General features: G+C 44.7%; 18 protein-coding genes. 8 read left to right on the plus strand and 10 right to left on the minus strand.

The genetic code is table 11. The features are described from left to right. Positions 1 to 3: 3 nt before the first annotated feature. The 7 genes from fdh3B to OCV30_RS07455 all read right to left on the minus strand — a co-directional run bounded on the left by fdh3B (position 4) and on the right by OCV30_RS07455 (position 7,550). Complete coding sequence (gene fdh3B / locus OCV30_RS07425; RefSeq protein ID WP_065680378.1) at positions 4 to 612, minus strand: formate dehydrogenase FDH3 subunit beta; 609 nt, start codon at positions 610 to 612, stop codon at positions 4 to 6. An 11-nt stretch (positions 613 to 623) separates the two neighbouring features. After that, complete coding sequence (locus tag OCV30_RS07430; RefSeq protein ID WP_065680379.1) at positions 624 to 3,479, minus strand: formate dehydrogenase subunit alpha; 2,856 nt, start codon at positions 3,477 to 3,479, stop codon at positions 624 to 626. Between the two features lie 10 nt (positions 3,480 to 3,489). After that, positions 3,490 to 3,690: a twin-arginine translocation signal domain-containing protein gene (locus OCV30_RS07435; RefSeq protein WP_029222953.1), complete on the minus strand. Its 201-nt coding sequence runs from the start codon at positions 3,688 to 3,690 to the stop codon at positions 3,490 to 3,492. A gap of 76 nt (positions 3,691 to 3,766) precedes the next feature. Next, positions 3,767 to 4,435, minus strand: coding sequence for a TorD/DmsD family molecular chaperone (locus tag OCV30_RS07440; RefSeq protein ID WP_065680380.1), 669 nt, complete (start codon positions 4,433 to 4,435; stop codon positions 3,767 to 3,769). Positions 4,436 to 4,444: 9 nt separating this feature from the next. After that, positions 4,445 to 6,106, minus strand: a complete 1,662-nt coding sequence (locus OCV30_RS07445) for a 4Fe-4S dicluster domain-containing protein (protein ID WP_065680381.1) — start codon at positions 6,104 to 6,106, stop codon at positions 4,445 to 4,447. Positions 6,107 to 6,409: 303 nt separating this feature from the next. Next, a complete protein-coding gene (locus tag OCV30_RS07450; RefSeq protein ID WP_065680382.1) occupies positions 6,410 to 7,096 on the minus strand; it encodes a DUF3306 domain-containing protein in 687 nt (228 codons plus the stop codon). Then, entirely contained in the window at positions 7,086 to 7,550 is a 465-nt protein-coding gene (locus OCV30_RS07455) for a DUF3305 domain-containing protein (protein ID WP_065680383.1), read from the minus strand. Before OCV30_RS07455 ends, OCV30_RS07450 begins: the two co-directional genes overlap by 11 nt. Positions 7,551 to 7,922: 372 nt before the next feature. Between OCV30_RS07455 and fdhD the strand changes: the two genes are divergently transcribed. Then, positions 7,923 to 8,744, plus strand: coding sequence for a formate dehydrogenase accessory sulfurtransferase FdhD (gene fdhD / locus OCV30_RS07460; protein ID WP_009846735.1), 822 nt, complete (start codon positions 7,923 to 7,925; stop codon positions 8,742 to 8,744). Between the two features lie 247 nt (positions 8,745 to 8,991). Here the strand turns inward: fdhD and OCV30_RS07465 are convergent, their stop codons facing one another. Then, positions 8,992 to 10,575 carry an ABC-F family ATPase gene (locus OCV30_RS07465; RefSeq protein WP_009846736.1) on the minus strand — a complete coding sequence of 528 codons (1,584 nt, stop codon included), beginning with the start codon at positions 10,573 to 10,575 and terminating at the stop codon, positions 8,992 to 8,994. A 451-nt stretch (positions 10,576 to 11,026) separates the two neighbouring features. Between OCV30_RS07465 and OCV30_RS07470 the strand changes: the two genes are divergently transcribed. Then, positions 11,027 to 13,372: an ATP-binding protein gene (locus OCV30_RS07470; protein ID WP_065680384.1), complete on the plus strand. Its 2,346-nt coding sequence runs from the start codon at positions 11,027 to 11,029 to the stop codon at positions 13,370 to 13,372. A 1-nt stretch (position 13,373) separates the two neighbouring features. Beyond that, positions 13,374 to 14,261 (plus strand): mechanosensitive ion channel family protein, encoded by an 888-nt coding sequence (locus OCV30_RS07475; RefSeq protein WP_065680385.1) that lies wholly within the window; start codon positions 13,374 to 13,376, stop codon positions 14,259 to 14,261. Positions 14,262 to 14,392: 131 nt separating this feature from the next. Here OCV30_RS07475 and OCV30_RS07480 read toward each other — a convergent pair whose 3' ends face one another. Together OCV30_RS07480 and OCV30_RS07485 are read right to left on the minus strand one after the other, a co-directional pair. Next, complete coding sequence (locus OCV30_RS07480) at positions 14,393 to 16,420, minus strand: sensor histidine kinase (RefSeq protein WP_065680386.1); 2,028 nt, start codon at positions 16,418 to 16,420, stop codon at positions 14,393 to 14,395. Next, positions 16,410 to 17,873, minus strand: a complete 1,464-nt coding sequence (locus tag OCV30_RS07485; protein WP_065680387.1) for a sigma-54-dependent transcriptional regulator — start codon at positions 17,871 to 17,873, stop codon at positions 16,410 to 16,412. The genes OCV30_RS07480 and OCV30_RS07485 overlap by 11 nt, the downstream gene beginning before the upstream one ends. Positions 17,874 to 18,176: 303 nt before the next feature. On the opposite strand from OCV30_RS07485, the gene OCV30_RS07490 reads away from it, so the two are divergent. The 5 genes from OCV30_RS07490 to OCV30_RS07510 all read left to right on the plus strand — a co-directional run bounded on the left by OCV30_RS07490 (position 18,177) and on the right by OCV30_RS07510 (position 23,068). After that, the gene (locus OCV30_RS07490) at positions 18,177 to 18,983 is read left to right on the plus strand and encodes an ABC transporter substrate-binding protein (protein WP_009846741.1); all 807 of its coding nucleotides are present in this window, start codon (positions 18,177 to 18,179) and stop codon (positions 18,981 to 18,983) included. Positions 18,984 to 19,260: 277 nt separating this feature from the next. Further along, entirely contained in the window at positions 19,261 to 19,959 is a 699-nt protein-coding gene (locus OCV30_RS07495) for an ABC transporter permease (RefSeq protein WP_009846742.1), read from the plus strand. A gap of 10 nt (positions 19,960 to 19,969) precedes the next feature. Beyond that, positions 19,970 to 20,689 carry an energy-coupling factor ABC transporter ATP-binding protein gene (locus OCV30_RS07500; protein ID WP_065680388.1) on the plus strand — a complete coding sequence of 240 codons (720 nt, stop codon included), beginning with the start codon at positions 19,970 to 19,972 and terminating at the stop codon, positions 20,687 to 20,689. Beyond that, positions 20,667 to 21,251: a molybdenum cofactor guanylyltransferase MobA gene (mobA, locus tag OCV30_RS07505; protein WP_004733776.1), complete on the plus strand. Its 585-nt coding sequence runs from the start codon at positions 20,667 to 20,669 to the stop codon at positions 21,249 to 21,251. The genes OCV30_RS07500 and mobA overlap by 23 nt, the downstream gene beginning before the upstream one ends. Beyond that, positions 21,251 to 23,068 (plus strand): bifunctional molybdopterin-guanine dinucleotide biosynthesis adaptor protein MobB/molybdopterin molybdotransferase MoeA, encoded by a 1,818-nt coding sequence (locus OCV30_RS07510; RefSeq protein ID WP_065680389.1) that lies wholly within the window; start codon positions 21,251 to 21,253, stop codon positions 23,066 to 23,068. Before mobA ends, OCV30_RS07510 begins: the two co-directional genes overlap by 1 nt. Positions 23,069 to 23,114: the final 46 nt, after the last annotated feature.

Genomic DNA, 23,114 nt, shown 5'->3' on the forward strand with positions numbered 1-23,114 from the left:
TAACTAGCTCTTCATCGCATCGTAAGAAAGGTCGTTGCCGTCTGTCCAACCAGCACCTTTCGCACCACGTTCTACAACACGCTGACGGAAGATATCAGAGACTTGCTCAGCATCACCTGCAAGCAGCGCTTTTGTCGAACAAAGCGAAGCACACATTGGTAGCTTGCCTTCAGCAATACGGTTCGCACCGTACTTCTGACGTTCTTCCGCAGAACCTGGTTCTGTTTCAGGGCCGCCAGCACAGAAGGTACATTTGTCCATTTTACCGCGCTCACCAAAGGCTTCCTGTTTAGGGAATTGAGGTGCGCCAAATGGACAAGCAAACAAGCAGTAACCACAACCGATACATAGATCTTTATTGTGAAGTACGATGCCGTCTTCTGTATGTTCAAAACAGTCTGCTGGGCAAACTGCCATACAAGGGGCATCAGTACAGTGCATACATGCGACTGAGATAGAGTTTTCACCCGGTTCGCCATCGTTCAGTGTCACAACGCGGCGACGTTGAATACCCCATTCCAGAGCGTCATCATTTTCGTTCTTACATGCAGTGACACAACCGTTACATTCGATACAACGTTTGGTGTCACAAAGAAATTTCATTCTAGCCATTTTAAGACTCCTTACGCTTTACGAATATTACAAAGGGTTACTTTCGTTTCCTGCATCAACGTGACAGGGTCGTAACCATATGTGGTTGCTGTATTGGCAGCTTCGCCAATAACGTAAGGATCAGAGCCTTCTGGGTATTTAGAACGTAAGTCTTCACCTTCAAACTTACCACCGAAGTGGAACGGCAAGAACGCTAAACCCGGTTTAACACGACGAGTAACCATCGCTTTCACCTTGATGCGGCCTTTCTCAGCACCTTCAACCCAAACATCATCACCATCTTTAAAGCCAATGTCGTTTGCGTCTTTCGGGTTCACTTCAACAAACATCTCTTGTTGTAGTTCTGCTAGCCAAGGGTTAGAACGGGTTTCTTCACCACCACCTTCGTATTCAACCAGACGACCAGAAGTCAGAATTATTGGGTATTCAGCAGACTTGTCTTGGTCTTGAATTGATTTGTACAACGTAGGAACACGGAAGATTGCTTCCTTGTCATCCCATGTTGGGTAGTCTGCAACAAGATCACGACGTGGCGTGTAAAGTGGTTCACGGTGCAGTGGTACGCGGTCTGGGAATGTCCAAACAATCGCACGCGCTTTCGCATTACCAAACGGGATACAACCATGTTTGATAGCCACACGCTGGATACCACCAGAAACGTCAGTCTTCCAGTTCTTACCTTCCGCTGAAGCTTTCTCTTCTGCGGTTAGATCGTCCCACCAACCCAGTTGTTTCAGCAGTTTGTCACTGAATTCTGGGTAACCGTCTTTGATTTCGCTGCCTTTTGAGTAGCTGTCTTCAGCCAATAGACTTTGACCTTCAAATTCGACACCGAAACGAGTACGGAAGTTACCGCCGCCCTCTGCTACTGGTTTAGACGTATCGTAAAGGATATGCGTACCTGGGTGTTTCATCTCTGGGTTGCCCCAGCATGGCCAAGGAAGACCGTAAGTCTCGCCATTCGCTGGGCCGCCTTCTGCAGCAAGCGTTGTTTTGTGGAACGTGTGCCAGTTTTGTTGGTGTTCTTTCAAACGTTCTGGGCTTTGACCTGTATAGCCGATCGTCCACATACCTTTGTTGAATTCACGAGTGATGTCTTCAATCAATGGTTGGTTGTTCTCAACACGGATGTTTTTGAACAGTTGATCAGAGAAACCAAGCTTCTTAGAAAGAAGGTACATGATTTCGTGATCAGGCTTAGATTCGAACAGAGGCTCAACAACCTTGTCGCGCCACTGTAGAGAACGGTTTGATGCCGTTACGCTGCCGTAAGTTTCAAATTGAGTGGTTGCTGGAAGCAAGTAAACGCCATCTGTGCGATCGTTCATTACTGCTGCAACTGTTGGGTATGGGTCAACGATAACCATCATATCCAGCTTCTGCATCGCCTTCTTCATCTCTGGACCACGAGTCTGAGAGTTCACCGCGTGACCCCAGTAGAACATGGCACGGATGTTTTCGCGCTGACGGATCTTGTCTTTGTCTTCAAGTACGCCATCAACCCAACGAGATACAGGAATACCTGCACTGTTCATTGGTTTTTGACCGCCGTATGCGTTGTCGTCGAAACGTCCTTTCACCCAGTCAAAGTCGATGTCCCAAACTTTAGACCAGTGGCGCCAAGAACCTTCAGACAAGCCGTAGTAACCTGGAAGTGTGTCAGACAGTACGCCAAGGTCAGTTGCGCCTTGTACATTATCGTGACCACGAAAGATGTTTGCACCGCCGCCTGATTTACCGATGTTACCTAGCGCAAGCTCAAGTACACAGTAAGCTCGTGTGTTGTTGTTACCCGTCGTGTGTTGAGTACCACCCATACACCAAACGATACAACCTGGACGGTTCTCAGAAAGCAGTTTTGCTGTGTGGTAAACGTCTTCTTCGCTTACGCCTGTCACGCGTTCAACTTCTGCTGGGCTCCACTTCGCGACTTCTTCACGGATCTCGTCCATGCCAAATACACGTTGGCGGATGAATTCTTTGTCTTCCCACTTATTAGCAAAGACATGCCATAGCACACCCCAGATAAACGCAACGTCTGACCCCGGGCGTAGAGAAACATAGTGATCAGATTTCGCAGCAGTACGCGTACGACGAGGATCCGCCACAACGATCTTACAGTTGTTCTTCTCTTTCGCGATTAGGATGTGCTGCATTGCTACAGGGTGAGCTTCTGCAGGGTTTGAACCAATGAACAGCATCGATTTACAGTTGTGCATGTCATTGAACGAGTTTGTCATCGCACCGTAACCCCAAGTGTTTGCAACACCGGCTACTGTGGTTGAGTGACAAATGCGCGCTTGGTGGTCAACGTTGTTCGTGCCCCAAAGCGACGCCATTTTACGGAATGCGTAAGCTTGCTCGTTACTGTGTTTTGCACTACCTAGGAAGTAAACCGAATCAGGGCCAGACTCTTTACGAAGTTCTAGCGCCTTGTTACCGATCTCTTCAATCGCTTGTTCCCAAGAAAGCTTCTTCCACTTTCCGCCTTCCAATTTCATTGGGTACTTAAGACGACGTTCACCGTGGCCGTGCTCACGCAGTGCTGCACCTTTCGCGCAGTGTCCACCAGCGTTGAATGGGTGATCGAATGCAGGTTCTTGACCTGTCCATACGCCATTTTGAACTTCAGCGTAGATACCACAACCCACAGAACAGTGAGAACAGATTGTACGTTTCACTTCTGTTTTCGCTTCTGGATCGACAGATTTAGCCTGTGCTTTCTTCATCATGCCCGGTGCGAATAGACTTGCGCCTACTACTGCGCCACCAGCAGCCAATGAAGTGTTTTTCATGAAGGCACGTCTAGACACGCCTAGCTGATTGGTTTCTTTGCTCACACTATCGGAGCGTTTGACAAGTTTCATCCGTTATCTCCTAAAGTGTGTCGTAGTAATCGCGAATATGTTGCGTTTCACGATAGCCCGTCTTCTTCACGTCTTCTTTCGGCATTTCAACCGTTTCTGAAGCAGTTGCCACTTTCGTTGTACCAGCGACAACGGCACCAGCAACGGCTGCAGTCGTTAAACCTTTGAGTAAGTCTCTACGGCTTGTATCTATTTCTTTGTTATCTTTCATCATTGCTTCCTTACCTTGCGGTAGATCTTTTTGGAGGCTTCATGCCCCTCTATCGATATAATCGCGTACTGCTCGATTACTCGTAATCAGTGACGTTTTTCACATCAATCTTTAATTTGTGTTTACTGCTTTTTGTATTCACGCTGAAACGAACCTGCTCCAACGTTAAGAATGCTTCACATAGCTGTGCTGCTGATTTGTAGAAGTTCGCACTTTCTGCACTTTCAAGCTGATGCGTAAAAGAGTTAAACCAAGGACCAAGATGCTTATTGAAAACGGCTTGTTGAAGCGCTTCTTCTTCGCCGATTAGCATCGCCATTACTTCACACAATGCAGCAATATGATCTTCTGGTTCTTTCACTTGATCATCACGTTCAATGCCTAAAAGCTCTAGGTCATGACGAATCTCAGCTAATGGTTTTTCCATCATCGATCCTGTTCTGTGCCAAGATCCAAATGGAACAATCTCTCCGCGGCCAATGCCAATGAAAAGATTCTGATATTCATCTTCTAGTGCTTCGCGGTTTGATTCGGTTGCCGCTTGTTGAATCGCAATCCAAGCCTTTTGCATCGCACTCTCAGACGCTTCAATGTCTAGCGTCTTTAGAAAGTCGATTACCTCTTCAGAAGGTGCGCTACGAAACAATGCAGAAAGAACCAGATAGATTTCTGTTCTTAGTGTCTGTTCTTGCTTTAATTCTTTTGCGAGCTCAGGCTCTTGTGCCTGATCCAAATTAGTATCCAAGGCCAACTCCTAGTATTTCAATTGTTTCAATGGGTCTTGAGCCATTGAATCGAACATGTCTACCACACGGCAGTCTTCACACATCGCAATACGATTAATTGCTGTCTCATCTGAGAAATGAGAGTGACCGCGTAACTTATTTTGTAACATGTCAATCATAGACTGCGGTGCGAATGGTTTATGACAACGTAAACATTCCGCAGCTTTCTCTTCATGAATCACAACCGCTTGTTGACGCTCTTCTTTCACCCAATTCATACGAGGAGTCAGAGTAAGAACATTCTCAGGACATGCCTTTTCACACAGACCACATTGAATACAGTCTTGCTCTACAAACTTAAGTGATGGAGAGGCACCATCGGTATGCAGAGCACGCGTTGGACACACAGCCACACAGCTCATACACAAAGTACAATCTTTGTTTTCACACGAAACCGTGCCGTATGGCGCATTCGAAGGGAGCTCAACAATGTTTTCAACCGGAATACGAGATGAAGACATCGCATCAAGTGCTGTGAATAGGCGTTGACGTTTATTGCCTTGAAGATCGCCAAGTGCAAGATCGAACGAATCAACACACAGTGTTGGAGGCCCTTCACGTAGAGATTCTAAATACAGGATATCGATGGTTTCTTTTGGAACACCGATTTGGTCTAGTAACTCTTGAGCGATCCCTACTTCGTTATTTAGGACACGAATGATGGTTTCTGGCATAAAGCGAGAAGCAGCAAACAGAACCTGAGTTGCGCCATTCACTAACGCTGCAAACCAAGTATCAATACCAATAGAAGGCAATTCTTCAACAACGATTGGAATCACGTTATCTGGTAGCGCTTTAAGAGCCATCACGTTGTAAGTTTCATGACGTGAGCTACAGATAAGTACGATTGGGTCCAGACCGCCCGCATGTTCATAGTTAGCTAGCGTACGTTCAATGAATTTTTGGGTATCGTCAGGATTTGGAAGCGCATAGGTAATCGCTTCTGTAGGACAGCTCGTTGCACAAGTTCCCACGCCTTGACATAGATAAGGGTTAATCTCGATCTTGTGACCTTTCTTATCTGAGCCTTCACTTGATAGTGCGCCAGCAGGACAAGCATCAACACAACGCTCACAGCCTTTTACGCCACGAGAACTGTGTGCACAAAGGTCGGTGTCTAGACGGAAAAACTTAGGCTTATCAAAAGTACCCATTAGCGTTGGAATCTCTTCTAACGCTTCAGCCAGTTTTGGATAACCGCGCCCTACTGGGTAATACCCAGGAACAGGTACTTCTTCAGTCATGCAACTATTCAGACACAGGTCTAAAACCACATCGAAACAATCGTGATTAATAGCCACTTTTGCCAAGTTGCTTGATGTGCCTTTACTGTCAATCACGACTTCAAACGTGCCAAGGAAACCGGATACTTGAACCGAATTTGCGAAGTACAGTTCTGGGTTTGTGCCCTTTTCGCCGTCTGTTGACAATAAGGTTAAGCTCGTTAATTGAGGTAATTGCGCCGCAGCACTTTCTATGATCGCAGTTGGACCAATAACAAGTGTATTACCGCCGCTTTCGTAGCTAACAGTAGGTGGAATCAGATTTGTTAACTCTACTGTATTTTCAAATGCATACAGTCTTGCTTTAGCGTTATTTGAAGTTGCTTGTTCTAATAATTGTTTAAGCATTGCTCAGTTCCATCTATGGACATGGATAATCTGTTCAACCTTCATTGTAGTAAGCGATAGAGAACTTGCTGAGTAATCCGTTAACAACTAACTCTTTAGCTAGTGTGCCATTCGTTAGACCATGAACTCGTCTATCTACAAAAAAAGTTGATAATGAACGTTATTTAGCAAATGCCATGCCAGTTTAATAATCCTTATATATCAGTGCTTTAATGCTTTGTGGCGTTTATTGTACGTATAAAAAAACCGCTTGGGACATTTTGTCGCAAGCGGTTCATTGAGTGTTTAGTCAAAATGTACCTATTATTTGTGTGGTATATTTTGTCCCACCTCTTTTAGGTCAGCTTCGTCTGACATTGTAGCTTTATCATCCGACACTGTGTTTTTATACAGTTCTTTTTCTTCACCCGCAATTTCGTCACTTTCACTGAGTTCTGACTCGGTCTCTTCAGCTTCATTAATAGAGTCATCAACCTCATCAATCAAAGTTTCTTCTTCATTATCAGCGGCTTGTTCAGGTTCGTTTACTGTGTCTTCTTCTGTCTTGTCTTTTACCCAATCGCGAAGAGTTTCTGCAACTCCTTCAGACAGAGACTTCAAATTGCTGTAATCGTCGTCGTAATCATCTAAACCATCACGAATGTTGAACTCTTCTGAGAGGAATAGTTTACGCAATGCCGCTTTTTTTACGCTTTCAGAGGCTTCTGATACCAATAATTGGGCAACAGACAAATCTTCAGTGGCTTCTGGTGCGGGATCTTGAACGTCAGCAACATGAACGTCTTCATTGGTTTCTGAAGCTTCACTCTCTAAAGACTGAGGCGCTGCTGCTTCCATTTCAGACGAAAGCTCAGCCGGCGAAATCTCAGAAGGTGAAGAATCAGAAGAAGTAAGTTCTGGTGCTTCCAGTGTTTGCTCTACTTCCAAAGGTTCGTCAATGGATTCATCAAGCTTTCGTTGAGACCAACGGCTAAAGAAGTTAGTTGCCATTTGATCTTCCCGCGCCTTTGCGTTTCTTACGTCTTGTTTCTAATAACTCGCCATGACGACCGATGAACGCTTCCATCCAAGCCTGTACGGGCAAAGGAATGTCGTAGGAAAGCACTTGGTTGTCACCGTCCATGTATTGCCCTGCAACGGTTTGTGAGGCAGTAAGTAACTGAATGACGGGCTTAACATCAGAATCGACATTATCCATTACTAAGAAAAGCTTAGGTTGCTGAGAGCTTAGGTTGAATCGATAGTCTGTACGTTCATCTTTATGTAGTTGAAGTAAACAAACGTCTTGGGCGTCATCTTCTGGTGACAGTTCAAACCCCATCAATTCCCATTGAGTGGTTACCCAGATACCTGTCTTGATCTCTTTCTCTATTCTTTGGACACCTATTGGCCAAGCTGCTTCTGTTTTTTCATATTGTTCTTTGAATTCTTTTATCTCAGACATACTTCACCCAATTGATTTTCTTTGGTCTGAATGTGCTTAGGACATTTTGTACTTAGCTCAATCATATAAGCGCTATAAAGCAATAAACACGCCAATACATGTTAACTTTTACCATCTTACATGATGGCTTTCGTTATTAAGTCGTATCTATAACGGTAGTCGATACACGTAAATTCAGACAACTCCACTCGGTGAACTCTCATATTTTGCGCTATTTTAATCGAATGCTTCATGTTTTCCTGAATACCCGTTATTTTGGAATAAGATTTGCTTTAAGCATGAGTTAAAGAATCGATGAACAAGATCGGCGTTAGACCCTCTTGTTAACTTCTTATCTCTTAAAATCGCTATCTCATTAAGTAGGACGTGACTGTGGTAAAACCAAACATAATAAAAACTAGTGAAAACCCACTTCAAACAATCGAAGTTGAAGTGTTTGATGAATATGGTGAGAAGCTAACCAAACAGATCGCTTGTGAACGCCCTCTTACCGTCATGTTGAACTGGAAAGAGATCGTAACCCTGATGACGCTCGGCTCACGCCCTGAATCCTTAGTCTTGGGGTATTTGAAGAACCAAAGCTTCCTTTCTGACCCTGAAGCGGTTGAATCTATCATCATCGATTGGGAAACCAGCTCTGCAGCGGTTATTACCAATGAAGATACGAGCCAGCTTGAGCAAGCGCTTAAGAAGAAGACAGTGACCTCTGGCTGTGGTCAGGGCACTATGTTTGGTAACGTGATGAAGCAGTTGGAAGATTACCAAGTGCCTCAGACCAAGATTAAGCAATCTGAAATTTACACGGCTTTAGAAGCGCTGACTCATTACAACGACACCTACAAGAAAGCTGGCGCGGTACATGGTTGCGCAGTTTGCAAAGACGACAAGGTTCTATCGTTTGTTGAAGATGTTGGCCGTCACAATGCGGTAGATACGTTGGCTGGTGAGATGTGGCTTAACAAAGAGTCAGGTGAAGATAAGATTTTTTACACTACTGGCCGCCTGACTTCTGAAATGGTCATCAAAGTGGCGCAGATGGGTATTCCTGTTCTGTTATCACGTTCAGGCGTAACGCAAATGGGTTTAGATTTGGCTCAGCAATTTGGTATCACAACCATTGCTCGCGCGAAAGGCCTGCGTTTCCAAGTGTTCACTGGCGCAGAGAAGATTGAATTCGATGTAAAAGGTGAATAATCAGATCAGCAGTCGGAAAAAAGCGTAAGTTCGATTGGTGATTCACTAACCGCTTCTAATTGTAAAGTTCTGATGTAAAGAGTTAGTGACCCATCAAGGATAGTTACATAGAAACTTAGCTAGACACAAGATACAAAAACGCCGTCATGCTTTTCAGTATGACGGCGTTTTCAATTTTTAATTTTCGGTTTATAGCTTATAGCTTAATTTCCAACGCATTGAGTTGAAAAGTAGGCTAACTTAAAGCTTAGCCGCGTGCTTTCAAGAACTCAGCGTAAGTACCGCGGAAATCGTTGATCTTGCCATCTTTGATTTCAAGGATACGAGTTGCAAGCGAGTCTACGAATACACGGTCGTGAGATACGAAGAACAATGTGCCTTTGTAGTTCTCAAGAGCCAAGTTAAGCGCTTCGATAGATTCCATATCCATGTGGTTCGTTGGTTCATCCATAAGCAGGATGTTTGGCTTGTGCATCATGATCTTACCAAGAAGCATACGACCTTGTTCACCACCAGAGATAACCTTTACAGATTTCTTAATGTCGTCTTGACCAAATAGCATACGACCTAGGAAGCCACGAACAACTTGCTCGTCTTCGCCTTCTTGGCGCCATTGGCTCATCCAATCAAACAGGTTCATGTCTGTCTCGAAATCATGTGCGTGATCTTGAGCGTAGTAACCGATGTTTGAGTTTTCAGACCACTTGTACTCACCAGTACGTGGCTCAAGAGCGCCAGCTAGTGTGTTAAGTAGCGTTGTTTTACCCACACCGTTCTCACCGATGATAGCAACACGCTCACCTACTTCAAAAATACCGTCGAACTTGTTGTATAGGTCTTCTTCAAAACCTTGAGATAGGTTTTCAACCACAAGTGCATTACGGAATAGCTCTTTAGACTGTTCGAAACGGATGAATGGGTTTTGACGGCTAGATGCTTTAACTTCGTCTAGTTGAATCTTATCGATCTGCTTAGCACGAGACGTTGCTTGCTTCGCTTTAGATGCGTTAGCAGAGAAACGAGATACGAACGTTTGAAGTTCAGCAATTTGTGCTTTCTTCTTAGCGTTGTCAGACAGTAGACGCTCACGAGCTTGAGTCGCAGCTGTCATGTACTCATCGTAGTTACCAGGGAATAGACGAAGTTCGCCGTAATCAAGGTCAGCCATGTGTGTACAAACAGAGTTTAGGAAGTGACGGTCGTGCGAAATGATGATCATTGTGCAGTTACGTTGGTTTAGCGTATCTTCCAACCACTTGATGGTGTCCATGTCCAGGTTGTTCGTTGGTTCGTCAAGAAGCATGATATGCGGGTCTGCAAACAGTACTTGAGACAATAGAACACGAAGTTTCCAACCTGGTGCTACTTCGCTCATTAGACCGAAGTGCATAGATTCTTCAATACCTACCGCAAGAAGAAGCTCACCCGCTTTCGCTTCTGCCATGTAACCGTCCATTTCAGCGAACTGAACTTCAAGATCAGCTACCTTCATGCCGTCTTCTTCGCTCATTTCAGGCAAAGAGTAAATGCGGTCACGCTCTTGCTTAATAGCCCAAAGCTCTTTGTGACCCATGATAACCGTGTCGATTACCGTGAATTCTTCGTAAGCAAATTGGTCTTGGTTTAGTTTAGCTACGCGCTCGTTTGGATCGTAGCTTACGTTACCAGCACTTGGCTCAAGTTCACCAGATAGGATCTTCATGAACGTCGATTTACCACAGCCATTCGCGCCGATTAAACCGTAGCGGTTGCCTTCGCCGAACTTAACTGAAATATTTTCGAAAAGTGGCTTAGCGCCGAATTGTTGGGTGATATTTGCTGTGGAGATCAATGCCGTTACCTTTTTAATGTGAAAAACGCCGCAACGTTACTTGTTCGGGGCTTTAACTGCAAGTCTTGATTGCAATTACCCGCTATTAAGTGAGTGATAACCCAACCAAATCATAGTTTGAGCTGACTCACACTTTTGATTTTCTATTTATCGACGAAAAGCCGCTGATTTTCAGGGAAAACAAAATATCAAACGGCGCCCTAAAATGGGAGAGATATAACGTCCCAAATCATGCCGAACATTGAATATATCGTATGCTGATTAGTTACAGTAAAACCAACCCGATCAAAGCAGGCACAGACATAGCCAAGACTAGCCTAATCCCTGACAATTTCATGACAAAATCGATCGAAACAGGAATAAAGTACTCGCCCCCGATACGGGGTTGGATTTCACAAAGTAAGATTATCTAACTATAGTAATCCTAACCTCATAATTCTAAGAGACTTTTATGCGTTCACTATCGCGCTTCTTACTCCTCACTTTAGCCATTCTCTCATGGCCTAGTCATGCCAACTTGGAATATGACTTACAATCTCAGCCGCAGGTATCCGATTCTGCTGTTGATCTCGATGATCGAATTGATTCGTTACCCGATCCCCTCTTTATGGAGCCGTCGGACAGACGCCAAGTCAATATATTGCTCGCTGAAGTGCTACAAGTTCAAAAGCAGGAAATCAAAACCTTCGAGAAACAGATAAAAGCCTACAGAGCGAACAACGACGCCGAACAATGGTTTGCCGTTCAAACCAGCTACGTCACTTTGAATAGCTTGAATGTAAGCAAGCAACACCTATTAGAGCAGACGAACTCCGCTAATAAAGAGCGCCTAACGGGCTTTGGCCCTTACGGCGTAACTCAATTTAAACAAGAGTGGGAATTAACCAAGCTCAACATTGAGTATCTTGTTTACTTCCAAATTCGTAGCTTTAAAGCGCTCGTTAAAGACATCTTTATTTCGCCAGTACCTGTGATTGGTGCATCATTAAAAGTGTTGTTCATCTACTTTGGTTTAGCGTGGTGGCTTGCCAACAGCACTCGTTTGATTGAGTTGTTCAGAATTAATTTTCTTGAAGCGAAAACGAACCCTCCTTTCTTAGTGCGTGTGGTTTGGTATATCAGCCGCGCTGATCGTGCGATTGCTTGGTTAATCGCGATTACGCTTTCACTAAGAGTGCTTTCCAGCATCCCTAGCCTACAACACCTGATTTTCCTTGAGATCTTCACCTGGTGGATTCTAGGTGGTTCGATTGCCATCAGCTTTATTTTGGAATTTGCGTATCGTTTGGGTCGCACATCCAATCAAGAAGTGATTGCGCTGCGCCTATCGACTATTCGCCGTTATGTATGGAGCTTCATTGTTGCGGGTGTGACCCTTCAGATATCGAGCATCACGCTAGGCAAAGGCACGATTTATAGTTGGATATATAGCGTTCTGTTTTTCTGGTTTGTACTGGTTACCATTTCAGTGCTTAAATTATGGCGCGCGAAAGTCTTCGATACGTTGCAACACATCTCCGATCGTCCGGTATGGGTGAATTGGGCGGTAAACCGTAAGGAAACCTTCCTACTTAATATAATAGCAACGGCAATTGGCATCGTATGGTTGAGCGTGTACAGTTTCCAACACCGCATCATGGCCTTGCTGTCTAATTACACGCTGTTTAGCCAAGCTTTGGCGTATCTGTTTAGAATCGAAGTAGCTAAGCAGTCAGATCTCGATAAGAATCAGCAAAACTTGGTTCGAATCAAAGGCGATCAAACCTATGAATACATTCTGCCAGGTAATATAGACAGTACGTTAATTGACTATGCCGGTGACGAGGTTAAGCAACTGTCTCGCTACTTGATGTCAGACAGCCCGGCTATCTGTATTGTTTCAGGTGAGCGTGGTGTGGGCGCGACAACGCTGCTTTATACCTTGCTGCACAAAGTATCTAACGCTGAGCCCGTATATGTAAGCTGCCCTTACGCGGGTTACCAAGAGCTCTTAGCGCATTTAGCCGTGAGCATTGGCTTAGAAGAAGAAGCAACTGAAATTCAAATATTAGCGCACCTTCGTAAGAGCAATACCACTTACCTTATCGCGATAGATAACGCTCAACGACTGGTGAAACCAATGGTCGGTGGCCTGTCTGATTTGATTCGTTTGACCAACCTTCTGCGTCGTTCTAAAAAGAACCACCGTGTCGTGATATCGATCGCCAAATCAAGTTGGCGATTTGTGGATAGAGCGCGTGGTGAGCGTCTGCTGTTTGATTTGGTGTGCTTCCTTCCGCGTTGGACAGAGAAACAAGTGGGTGAACTTCTAAATAGCCGTATCAATACGGAGCTAGAGAAGCCGTTGTCTTTTGATGGCTTAGTGGTTCCTAAGCAATGGGACCAAGATGATATGAGTGAAGAAGAACGTGCACGCCAAGGTTTCTATCGAATTTTGTGGCACTACTCTGATGGCAACCCTACCGTTGCGCTGCGTTTCTTCCGACTCTCTTTGAACCGAAACAAAGAAACAGATCAAGCGGTAGTGCGTTTATTCCATGTCCCTGAAGCGCAGGAACTAGAGAATATGCCGAAACCTATGTTGGCTGTACTTCGTTCTATCGTACAACTGGAAATCGCTTCTCCAGAAGTGTTGTCTGAATGTACACAGCTGAGCACGGCAGAGATAACGGGGATTCTGCGTTACTTTGAAAGCCGTGGTTATATTGGTTGGCATGAAGAAAAGGCTCGAATTTCCGAGCACTGGTTCCGCCACATTACTAACGTTCTTGATCGTCAACATCTACTGGTGAAGTAAAATGAAGAAGTTATTTGTCCTACTATTTGTTGGCTTGGCAAGTGCTGTCAGTTTCCCGACCTTTGCGACGGAAGAGTTAGCCAATGTAGAAAACATCTCAAAGATAGCGAGCCTAGTGCGATGGAGCGGTGTGTTTTTCTCCATGATCGTTATTGCTGCGATGTGGTTGCTGCTTAAGTTTATCAACTCAATGGTGACCAGTTTTGGTAGCCAATTCGTGCAATATCGAATGCTGCTACAAAAACTGCAGTCGTTTACTCAGTTCTTTATCTACGTGAGCACCGGTCTTATCGTGTTCATGATGAGCTTTCGAATCAACGACCAAATACTGGCTTTGATTGGTGGTACCCTCGCCGTGTCAGTCGGCTTTGCGCTTAAAGACTTGGCAGCTTCATTTATCGCGGGCATCACGGTAATGATTGATAGACCCTTTCAAGTTGGTGACCGCGTCACGTTTGAAGGTAACTATGGCGACATCATTACCATTGGTTTGCGTTCTGTTCGAATGAGAACCCTGAACGACGACATTATCACGATCCCGAACAACAAGTTCTTAAATGAAGTGACCACCAGTGGTAACTATGGCGCATTGGACATGCAAGTGGTGATTCCGTTTTACGTCGGTATGAATGAAGACATCACCCTAGCCCGCGACCTGATTCAAGAAGCCGCGTCTTCAAGTCGTTACATACACTTGCCAAAGCCTGTAACGGTTCTGGTTAAACAGACGATTACCGACCACTACCTAGCGATACAGTTGACGTGTAAGGCTTATGTGGTGGACACCGCGTATGAGAAATTGTTTGAAACCGACATTACCCTGCGTGTGATGAAAGAGTTTAAGAAGCACAACATCAACCCACCGAAGATTTCAGTGGCAGCGCATTAGGCTTTTCATATTTTAGACGCTTGTAATTGTTCGACATGGCTTGTAATTGTTTGAAATAACGGGCTATAAATAAAAACACCTCCGAACTTATCTTAAGTGCGGAGGTGTTTTTCTATTCGCGTTATGAACGACTAAAGGTTAGACACTAATAACTGCGGTGTGGCTTTTTGCTGAAGATAGATACTAAAGCGACTTCCTTTACCTACTTCGGATTCAACTCGTATTTCGCCGCCAGTTTGGCTCAAAATACTTTGAGAAACGGACAAACCTAAGCCTGTGCCGTCTCTTTTGGTGGTATAGAAAGGCGAGAATATACGTTTCAGTTGTTCTTCCTTAATACCACAACCTTCATCTTCAACATGAACAATAGCCCCATGAGATACTCCATTTTCAACCCAATCTTCACTCGAGATAGTCAATGTGCCCTGTCCGTCCATCGCGTGAATCGCGTTCATTTGCAGGTTTACTAGAATTTGCAGCAATTGATTTCGGTTCACTTCGACTGAGGTTTTAGCATTCAATTGCGAGACATACACAATGCCTTTCTTTTTTGCGCCTGTTTTTACGAGTGTAATACTTTCATCGACAATTGGATTGATATGTTGCCAAGTAATTTCGTCTTGTACACCACCGTGTCGGCTGTATTGAAGTAAGCTTCGTGTGATGTTTCGGATTCGGTCGATCTGCTCCATGATCGCGTGGACTTCTTCGTCTACACGGCCCACTTCATCGCCGAGTTCAAACTTCATTAGTTCAACATTGCCAAGAATCACCGCCGTTGGGTTATTAATCTCATGGGCAATACCTGCGGTTAACTCACCTAATGCGGCTAATTTCTCGTTGACCACCAGCTTATCTCTAGCTTGGTTGAGAAGCTGGATGTGCAGTTCGAGTTCTTCCGTTTTCTCTTTCAAACTGGCGGTACGAGAATGAACCTTACATTCGAGTTCAGACGCAGCTTGTTGAATCTCTTGATTACGCTCGTGGAGCAGATCTAACATTTTGTCGAACTGTTTCGCAAGCAACGTAAGTTCGTGTTGATCATCCAAACCCAACGTACCGATTCGCTTGTCTTGGCCCATTTGGACTAGCTTTACAACTTTATGGATGCGTTCAATTGGGTTGAAAAGATCGCGTGCACCACGGTGTACGATCAAACCTGAAGCTAACAGCAGTAATATGATGGTGATGCTGATTTCACCAAGGTTAGTCAGATACGTCTCTACGAGTGGCCAGATTAGATAGCCGGTATAAAGCATGCCAATAACGTTATCAAACTGGTCGTGGATTGGTTGATAAGCGGTGATGTACCAAGCGTCGTAAACATATGCTCGGTCTAACCACTTTTGCCCTTGATTCAATACTTTTGAATGAACCTCATGAGAAACGCGAGTACCAATTGCGCGCCCTGCACTGTCTTCACTGCTTAATGGCACATTAGTGCTGACACGCAGATCATCAAGGAATACGGTAACCGTACCAATGCGGCGATTAAAACCATCACGTTGTGGATAGATCAAGTTGCTGATCTGATCAACTAACTGTGTGCTGTTGTTAAGTAGGATCCCGCCATCAAGAAAACCAATAACGTGATCATTCTTGTCTCGAATTGACACAACAGTGCGGCTAACTAAACCCCGAGTTTCGACGTTTTGATTATTGAGCATTGGGACTTCGGCTTGTCTTGCAAGGTTTTGGTCTAAATCGTTGAGTTCATTTTGGCTCAATACACTAAAGAACGATTCTTTGCGTGTCAGATCGAGGTATTCACGCTTTTTCCCCATGCTCTCAACACTTCTCCAGCGCAAAAAGTCGAGCTCATAGCGAGATTTTTTTTCAGAAACCCAACGAGTGAGCTCTTCCTTTGAAATATCACTCTTAAGTTTAACTCGAAAGTTGTAAGACTCAGCGAATGCTTGAACGTTATAGGCCTGTTGGTTTTGAATTAGATGAATACTGTTGTCGGCAACGTCCAAACGCTCATCAACATCGATCAAAGCCCCCTGCCACGTATAATGAACAGACCAATACAAAGTGATCGCAACCAGAGCGCATAAAGTTAAGATGATCGGCGCTGACGTCAAAAATAACAGACGATAACGCACCATGGTTTTGAACCGAAACGTCCACTTTGACCACCAATGACGTCTAATCGGCATATTCAGAGCCTTCTGTGTTCCAATCTTTATATTTACGCTCTAGCGTTTTCCGTGCAACGCCGAGGTCTCTTGCAGCTGCGGATTTATTACCATCATGAAAACTCACTAGTTGCTCGATATGAGATTTTTCTACTTCTTTGAGTGTCCAAGTGTTTGGGTAACCTTCTGCAGCGTCTACGTTATTCAAGTTTGGTATTTCTGCTCCATGTGACACCGTCACTGAAATGCTGGTGGGCGCAGGATCGCCATTAATTTCGCGCCAATAGTGCGCTGGTGGCTTGTCTAAAAGAATGCACCTTTCGACTAGGTTTTTGAGTTCGCGAATATTTCCCGGCCATTCGTATTCATTCATCGCCAAGATATCTTCATGCGCCCAGTTTGGGACCGGTACACTAAGTTCACTTGCTAAAAGACGAGTGAAATACGGAACAAGCTCTATTAGATCGGATGGACGCTCTCTCAATGGCACAACATCGATTTTAAGCACATTGAGTCGGTAGAATAGATCGCGACGGAAGTGCCCTTTTTCGACCTCTTGTTGAAGGTTTCGGTTAGTCGCCGCCACTACTCGTACGTCAACGGCAATTTCTTTCTCGCTACCGACTGGACGAATAGTGCGTTGCTCTAACACACGTAACAGCGCTGCTTGCATTGGTAGTGGCATTTCACCAATTTCATCAAGGAACAAGGTACCACCACTTGCGACTCTGAATAGACCTTCACGGTTTTTCTTCGCGCCGGTAAATGCGCCAGAGGTATGCCCGAATAGTTCACTTTCTAGAAGTTCTGGGGCGATTGCGCCACAGTTGATTGGCACAAATGGCCCAGCGCGTTTGCTGGCTTCATGTACACCACGTGCAACTAGCTCTTTACCTGTACCTGACTCACCTTCTATAAGAACGGATGCTCGAGAGGGTGCAAATTGACTGATCAGCAATTTAAGCTGTTTGGTTTTATCTGAGTTACCGATTAACTCGGTCTTGATATGACGGCTAACATCACGCTTCAATGCGTATTGCATTCTTTGATCAAGGCGCTTATCCATACAACGTAGTACAGCTTGTATCATTTGTTCTAAGTTGAAAGGTTTAAGAATGAAGTCTGAAGCGCCAAGCTTAAGCGCGGATATGGTCATCTCTAGATCAGCATAGCCAGTCATGAAAATAACATCGGCACGTTTGTCGTTGTCGTTAAACGCTTCTTCCCACTCAATACCAGAGCGTCCTGGCAGGTTGATATCAAGAACAATGAGATCAAAATGTTCGCTCGAACGCAGTATTTCAGCATCTTCAACGGATCCTGCACTCGATACCTTGCCAAAGAACTTACCCAGAGCCTTCTTTAGAATAGCCTGCATCCCTACTTCATCGTCCACGACCAAGACGGAAAACGCTTGATATTGAGTCAATGTGTTTGGGTTTAGGTTCGATGCAGGTGAACTAGGTAAAGACATAATGATTAGCCGATGGGGAAAGTTGGGACAGAGTGTACCAATTAACCTTTTGTGCGACAGGGACAATGTGCGACATTTTGTCCTAGCTCATATTTTAATGCATTTTGTTAGCCTAAATGACGCAGTTTTGTTCGATATAACAGCAATTTAATGAGATTTGATGCACTATTTATTGGCATTAAGCTTGCTTATTAGGTGTAGATTCCTAATTACAACAATTAGCGTCTTATGCACATGCCCTTCTTTGAGCCCTTTAAAAATAGAGGCATGTCATTCATTTATAACAGAATGGACATAATAATAATGAAAGCAATTCCCCTAACTATTGCAGCTCTATCTATCGTCAGTTACACGGCTAGCAGCGCGGAAGACACCACTCATATCAAATTGGCGACAACCACAAGTACCTACCACTCAGGCTTACTGGACTACTTATTGCCTGAGTTCGAAAAGGATTCTGGTATTAAGGTTGATGTTCTCGCTGCGGGTACGGGTAAATCACTTCGCATGGGTGAAAACGGTGACGTTGATTTGGTAATGACTCACGCACCAAAAGCTGAAGCGAACTTCGTTGAAAAAGGTTACGGCGTTTTACCTCGTAAGCTGATGTACAACGATTTTGTTATCGTTGGCCCACAAAGCGACCCTGCGAAGATTGAATCTCAAAAAGCAGTAGCTGATGTGTTCAAAGCAATCGCGAACAACAACGTGACGTTTGTTTCTCGTGGGGACGACTCTGGTACTCATAAGAAAGAGATGGGTATTTGGGCACAAACTAAGATGGAGCCAAACTTTGGCGGCTATCGCAGCGTTGGTCAAGGAATGGGCCCAACTCTGAACATGGCGTCTGAAATGCAAGGCTACACCATGACAGACCGTGGTACTTGGTTGGCTTACCAAAACAAACTTGACCTTAAAGTGTTGTTCCAAGGCGACAAGAACCTATTTAACCCTTACCAAGTGATTCTTGTTAACCCAGAACGCTACCCAAGCATCAATTACCAAGCAGCGAAAGTATTCAGTGATTGGTTGGTTAACCCTAAAGGCCAGAAACTGATCAACGACTTTAAACTGCACGGCAAACAGCTGTTTGTTGCAAACGCAGAATAGTTGGTTGCAAGTGCAGAATAGCTTGTTGTAAGAAATGAGTCGTGGGTTGTGAGTAAAGCGTAGCGTTGAAGGTTTAACCCTAACCAACTAGCGCTACGCTTAACTAAACAGTCAACGAGACCACCTAAATAATCACGTTTAAAAACCGCCTTGCTTTTAAGGCATTCACGCTTAGAAACAATCGCTGACCAATACAGGCTCAAATAGTTTGTGTCAGCTATGATTAACATCAGACACTACCGATAAAAGCCTATTATCGATTCAAACGAGATACTTCATGACCCTATGGCAAACAACGATTGATGCAATGAATCTACTGGTGAGTTTTGACCACGAATTGTGGCAAATCGTCGCGGTATCCTTCAGCGTATCTTTGTCCGCCATCTCATTAGTGATTGTTCCTGCAATCCTTATGGCTTTCTTACTGGCTTACACCGAATTCCCCGGTAAATGGGCTCTGCTTTCGGTGATCAACACCTTACAAGCGATACCGACCGTGGTAATTGGCTTGTTGATGTACATGATGCTCTCTCGTTCTGGTCCTTTAGGTGACTGGCAATTACTGTTCACGCAAAAGGCGATGATTCTAGGTCAGATGCTGATCTGTTTCCCTATCCTAGTTGCGATGATGCATGGCGCTCTGCAGGCCAGTGACCGCCGAGCAGTAGAAACAGCGCGCACTCTTGGCGTATCAACAACACGAGTCGCGTGTACCTTGATTTGGGAAACTCGTTTCCCTCTATTGGCTGCCACCATTGCTGCCTTCTCTCGTATCGTCACAGAAGTAGGTTGTTCAATGATGGTGGGTGGCAACATTATGGGGATGACAAGAAACATCCCAACAGCTATCGCCATGGAAAGCCACAAAGGCGCATTCGCTCAAGGCGTCGCCCTCGGTATGGTGTTATTAGCATTGGCATTAGCCCTTAATTTTTTCCTTTCCAGTGTGAGAGGAAAAGGCTATTTAAGAACTTAGGAACGCTGTCATGAGTATAAAAATAACAACGCAGCAAATTTCAATGCGCTACAAAGAGCGTGTTTTGTTCCACATCCCCGAATTGTCGATCGGCCCCAACGATGCCATTTATCTCAAAGGGGACAATGGTGTTGGCAAAACGACCTTACTTAAAATCTTATCAGGATTGATCAAGCCGAGCTCTGGCCGTATTCAGTCTCCGACACAAAGCTGGCAACATAGCCTGTTTCCTCGGTTAAAATTTAAAGACATCATCTATCTCCACCAAACCCCTTACCTTTTTGATGGCTCGGTGTACCAAAATGTCGCTTATGGCATTCGCTTTAATAAAGAGAGTCAAAAAGATAAGCGAGCTCAAATAATTAGTGCATTAAGAATGGTAGGTTTAGAAACCTTGGCAGATGAGCACATTTCTGTGTTGTCTGGTGGTGAGCGCCAACGCGTAGCAATGGCCCGTGCTTGGATTCTTAAGCCTTCAATCTTGCTTATGGATGAACCAAGTGCTTCTTTAGACAAAGAATCTATTGAAAGATTGGTGATTATGGCCGAAGATCTTCTTCAGAGAGGCGCGAGTTTAGTCATTACAAGTCACCAAACTAACGCGTTAACCGATTTGTGTAAGAAGCAGTGGTGGATCAAGGACAACACTTTGAGCGAATCACCGCTTCTGCAAGTTATTAAAAAGAACAAAGCACAAGAGAATATTTATGCTGCTTCCAACGCAAACTAGTTGGGTTATTTTGGCTGGCGGACAAGCCAGCCGCATGGGCGGAAAAGATAAAGGACTCGTTGAGCTCAACGGTTCTCCGCTTATTCAATACGTTATTAACAAGCTGTCACAACAAGATGTCAGCATTACCATCAATGCCAACCGTAACTTAGACAGTTACCAAGCATTTGCACCGGTTGTTTCCGATTCTTTCCCTGACTATCCAGGCCCATTGGGCGGCATTCATGCTGGCCTTAAAAACGCGAGCACAGATTGGGTCGGCTTTGTCCCTTGCGACAGCCCACAGATTAGTGATGACCTTGTTGAACGTTTTTGTTCTGCAGTAAAAGAAGACAGCGACATTCTTGTCGCGCATGATGGCGAATTTAAGCAACCAGTATTCACCCTATTCCACAAACGTGTTCTACCAAAGTTAGAAGCGTTTTTGGAACGTGGTGATCGTAAAATTATCTTGCTGTACAAAGAGTGTGTCACGGAATACGTTGATTTTAGCGATTCTCCTAACTGCTTTGTTAATCTCAACACGCCAGAAGAACTCACCCAATTCGGAACGCTTCAATAATGAAAGATTCTAAACAACGCCCTAACCTTCCTCTATTGGGGTTTGCTGCTTACAGTGGCACAGGCAAAACAACCGTATTAGAAGCTCTGCTTCCTTTATTGACAGAGTCGGGTTTAAAAGTTGGTGTGCTAAAACATGCTCACCACGATTTTGATGTCGATAAGCCGGGCAAAGACAGCTACCGTTTACGCAAAGCGGGCGCAAATCAAATGCTGATAGCTTCGCGTAACCGTCACGTGATGATGACTGAGACTCCAGAAGCAGAAGCCGATTTTGATTACCTGTTGACTCGCTTTGATACCAACACACTTGATCTGATTTTGGTTGAAGGCTGTAAGAACATTGCTTTCCCTAAAATCGAGCTTCACCGTGATGAAGTGGGTAAACCTTGGTTGTACCAAAACGATGACAACATCATTGCTATTGCTGCTGATAACCACGTTGAATCTGACTTACCTCAAATGGCGATCAACGACTTAGAAGCGATTCGTGATTTCATCATCGATTACGCGCAGTCCTTTGACCTTTCCTCTACAACAGGCAAAGCAGCGTCATGCTCATCTTCAAAAGACGCAGCGCCCGCGGTGTGTTGTGATTCGTTTTCTCCTGCAGGTTTAACCGTAACTCAGGGCCAACAAAAGATTGTTGATAGCATTGACGCGCTTGATCTCACAGAGAGTGTTGAATTACTGCAAGGCTACGGTCGTGTGCTGGCCGAAGATGTGATCTCGCCAATCAACGTCCCACAGAATACTAATTCTGCAATGGATGGCTACGCGATTCGTAGTGAAGATCTTGAATTGGATAGCTACAACATTGTTGCTGAAGTTATGGCTGGTCACAGCTACGACAAAACCGTTCAACAAGGTGAAGCTGTTAAGATCATGACGGGTGCACCAATGCCAGATGGCGTTGATGTTGTTGTGATGCGTGAGCAAGCCGTGCAAGATGGCGATAAAGTTAGCTTCCCAGATGCGAAAATCTCAGTTGGACAAAATGTCCGTATGGCCGGTGAAGATTTAGAAATTGGCCAACCTGTCTTTACACGTGGCACACGCATCGAAGCACCAGAAATGGGTATGATGGCGTCGTTAGGTTTCGGTACCTGCCCTGTTCTGCGTAAAGTGAAGGTGGGTGTGTTCTCAACGGGTGATGAAGTTCAGGCACCGGGCGTTGAGCAAAAGCCAAACTCTATCTACGACTCGAACCGTTTCACTATCATCGGCATGCTTCAAAAGCTAGGTTGCGACATCGTTGATTACGGCATTATCGAAGATGACGAACAAAAGATGATGGATGTACTTCATGCTGCGTCGTTAGAGACCGATATGGTTCTGACTTCTGGTGGCGTGTCTGTTGGTGATGCTGACTACATCAAACTCGCGTTAGATAAGTTGGGTGAGATTAACTTCTGGCGTATCAACATGCGTCCAGGTCGCCCTCTTGCTTACGGCAAAATTGAAGACAAACCTTTCTTCGGTTTACCTGGCAACCCAGTAGCCGTGATGGTGTCGTTCATTAACTTTGTAGAACCTGCAATCCGCAAGCTACAAGGTCAAACTAACTGGACACCAGTGAAAGCGAACGCGATAGCGACTGAGCAATTACGTTCTCGTCAAGGTCGTACTGAGTTCAGCCGTGGCGTGTTCTCAATGAACGAATCAGGCGTGCTTGAAGTAAAAACAACCGGTAAGCAAGGTTCAGGTATTCTACGTTCAATGAGCGAAGCAAACTGTCTAATCGAAATTTCACCAGCGGTAGACACTGTAAAAGCCGGTGAAACGGTGACGATCATTCCTTTGCAAGGTCGTGTGTAAATAAACAAGATTGTTAGCTTTAAGCTAGCGAATTCAGAGTAATACA

The organism is Vibrio atlanticus, assembly GCF_024347315.1.
In the GTDB taxonomy this organism is placed as follows: Bacteria; Pseudomonadota; Gammaproteobacteria; order Enterobacterales; family Vibrionaceae; genus Vibrio; species Vibrio atlanticus.

Excerpts from the sequence above, each read along its gene's own strand:
- OCV30_RS07470 (WP_065680384.1), top strand. The coding sequence starts at position 11,027 with ATGCGTTCACTATCGCGCTTCTTACTCCTCACTTTAGCCATTCTCTCA.
- OCV30_RS07450 (WP_065680382.1), bottom strand. The coding sequence starts at position 7,096 with ATGGCAACTAACTTCTTTAGCCGTTGGTCTCAACGAAAGCTTGATGAA.
- OCV30_RS07500 (WP_065680388.1), top strand. The coding sequence starts at position 19,970 with ATGAGTATAAAAATAACAACGCAGCAAATTTCAATGCGCTACAAAGAG.
- OCV30_RS07480 (WP_065680386.1), bottom strand. The coding sequence starts at position 16,420 with ATGCCGATTAGACGTCATTGGTGGTCAAAGTGGACGTTTCGGTTCAAA.
- OCV30_RS07430 (WP_065680379.1), bottom strand. The coding sequence starts at position 3,479 with ATGAAACTTGTCAAACGCTCCGATAGTGTGAGCAAAGAAACCAATCAG.
- mobA (WP_004733776.1), top strand. The coding sequence starts at position 20,667 with ATGCTGCTTCCAACGCAAACTAGTTGGGTTATTTTGGCTGGCGGACAA.
- OCV30_RS07485 (WP_065680387.1), bottom strand. The coding sequence starts at position 17,873 with ATGTCTTTACCTAGTTCACCTGCATCGAACCTAAACCCAAACACATTG.
- OCV30_RS07490 (WP_009846741.1), top strand. The coding sequence starts at position 18,177 with ATGAAAGCAATTCCCCTAACTATTGCAGCTCTATCTATCGTCAGTTAC.
- OCV30_RS07435 (WP_029222953.1), bottom strand. The coding sequence starts at position 3,690 with ATGAAAGATAACAAAGAAATAGATACAAGCCGTAGAGACTTACTCAAA.
- OCV30_RS07445 (WP_065680381.1), bottom strand. The coding sequence starts at position 6,106 with ATGCTTAAACAATTATTAGAACAAGCAACTTCAAATAACGCTAAAGCA.
- OCV30_RS07455 (WP_065680383.1), bottom strand. The coding sequence starts at position 7,550 with ATGTCTGAGATAAAAGAATTCAAAGAACAATATGAAAAAACAGAAGCA.
- OCV30_RS07510 (WP_065680389.1), top strand. The coding sequence starts at position 21,251 with ATGAAAGATTCTAAACAACGCCCTAACCTTCCTCTATTGGGGTTTGCT.
- OCV30_RS07475 (WP_065680385.1), top strand. The coding sequence starts at position 13,374 with ATGAAGAAGTTATTTGTCCTACTATTTGTTGGCTTGGCAAGTGCTGTC.
- fdh3B (WP_065680378.1), bottom strand. The coding sequence starts at position 612 with ATGGCTAGAATGAAATTTCTTTGTGACACCAAACGTTGTATCGAATGT.
- OCV30_RS07495 (WP_009846742.1), top strand. The coding sequence starts at position 19,261 with ATGACCCTATGGCAAACAACGATTGATGCAATGAATCTACTGGTGAGT.